Below are 1,722 nucleotides of genomic sequence, written 5' to 3' on the forward strand. Positions count from 1 at the left end.
TAAGAAAAACGCCTGACGGCGTCCTTTGAGTTCGAGCGTATGCATCATATGTGCAAAGAGCGGGCATGGGATGTACCTCCGTCACTCCGATTGCAGCTGTGTTCTTTGAATGAAGCTTTAAGGTAATAACACAGCCGCAAAAGTCCTTCCTCCGGTACATCCCATGCCCAACTCAACGTTATCCCAACACATCACTGATCTTGTATTCATATCCATGCAATCCTTTGTAATACTCTGGGTACATACCTCCGCCACATTCCTCGCATGTAAATTGAGGCGGGACCGTTGGATCTCCGTCATCCATCGCATCAAAATTTCGAACCACCGCCAGCGGAATATCCTCTCTTTCCTCACACTGCAGGCATATGTATGTCACGTTCTCTCCGCTTCTCAAATCGTTCTTTGGCTTTTTCTTTCTCTTGACTACCTTTCGTTTCCTTGACACCGGTGACAACTTCGATCATCCTCTCTAGACATGCTTTCGTCACACTGCACTTCGCATATTTGATCTGCAGTATGCCTTCTTCGAGACACACTTCTCCCTTGTACTCGTAATACCCTTCACACTTAGGGCAACAGGGGGGCTGCCCTGTTTGTTCCTTGATTCGTTCACCCCACGTTCTGCGCTTGAGCATTCGCTTCGCCTTGACGATCCATTTCCGGGCATCCTTTTGCCACACGCTTACTAGTTTCTTGCACAATCCTTTGATGCGGCGCGAATACACCCCATAATACCGGATCGTCTTGAAGTTCTCGTCTGGAATATGGCGAATGAGCCTTGCGATGAATTCCTCTACAGCGATCCTTTCTGTCTTCTCTTCCCCATCTGTTTTATCTCGGTATCGGAATGTGACGTATTCTCCATCGTAGGCCTCAATTCGGCTTACTGCGATTGCTGGGCGCTTTATATAACGTCCAATATACCCGAGTTGCTGCTTCACATTTCCTCTCTGTTTTGGAGCATACACATAGAAGCCTTCACCATTCTCAGAATAGGCTTTCTGCAACCTCGATTGTACTTGCTTCTTTTCTTGCATTGTTAGTTTACGGCGAATAAGCTTTAACACAACGGTTTGCCATTGCTTCCGCAACATCTCAAATGGAATGAAATCGTATGTCTTCCACTCGCCGGTTTTCTTCATGCCTCCCATTGTCACTAACATATGAACGTGGGGGTTGAAGTTAAGCCGTGAGCCAAATGTATGGATTCCAGCAATGATTCCCGGAGTAACCTTATGCTTCTTCTCGAAATACTCTTTTACCAACCGTACTGCTTCATCCATGAACTCCTTTAGCAGTTTGGCACGGTGCAGGAGAAATACATCCCTCAATCCCTCATCGATCGTAAAAACGACGTGCCGGTGGTTGACTTGGAACACATCCTGCTCCAGTAATCTGCTCCACTCTTCTGTCTCCCCGCATGAACATGTTGTGCAGAATCTCCCTTTACACCGATACGGAACAAGCCGCAGATCATGGCATCCCTCGCACACCAGCAGCTTGAACCCGTTGCGGGGATTCCCGCATCCACGGAATTTTTCTACTTCTTTTAACACATTGGGACGAAGCTTGTCCTTATGTTTCGCAACGAAACGATCCCAATGTCTATGTTCATCGAAGAAGATTCGTTTCAGCACGTTCGTTTCCATATCTTTACCTTAGCAAAAACAAAAACGGGGTGGAAGCCCTCTCCCACCCAAAAACTTATAAATTCTTATATGT

General features: G+C 46.7%; 1 protein-coding gene. It reads right to left on the bottom strand.

The genetic code is table 11. The features are described 5' to 3' along the window. Positions 1-350 precede the first annotated feature (350 nt). Positions 351-1,649, bottom strand: a complete 1,299-nt coding sequence (locus tag ABEV74_RS22355; protein ID WP_430149762.1) for an IS91 family transposase — start codon at positions 1,647-1,649, stop codon at positions 351-353. Positions 1,650-1,722: the final 73 nt, after the last annotated feature.

The sequence above is a fragment of the Paenibacillus cisolokensis genome (genome assembly GCF_050481165.1).
In the GTDB taxonomy this organism is placed as follows: domain Bacteria; phylum Bacillota; class Bacilli; order Paenibacillales; family Paenibacillaceae; genus Paenibacillus_AH; species Paenibacillus_AH cisolokensis.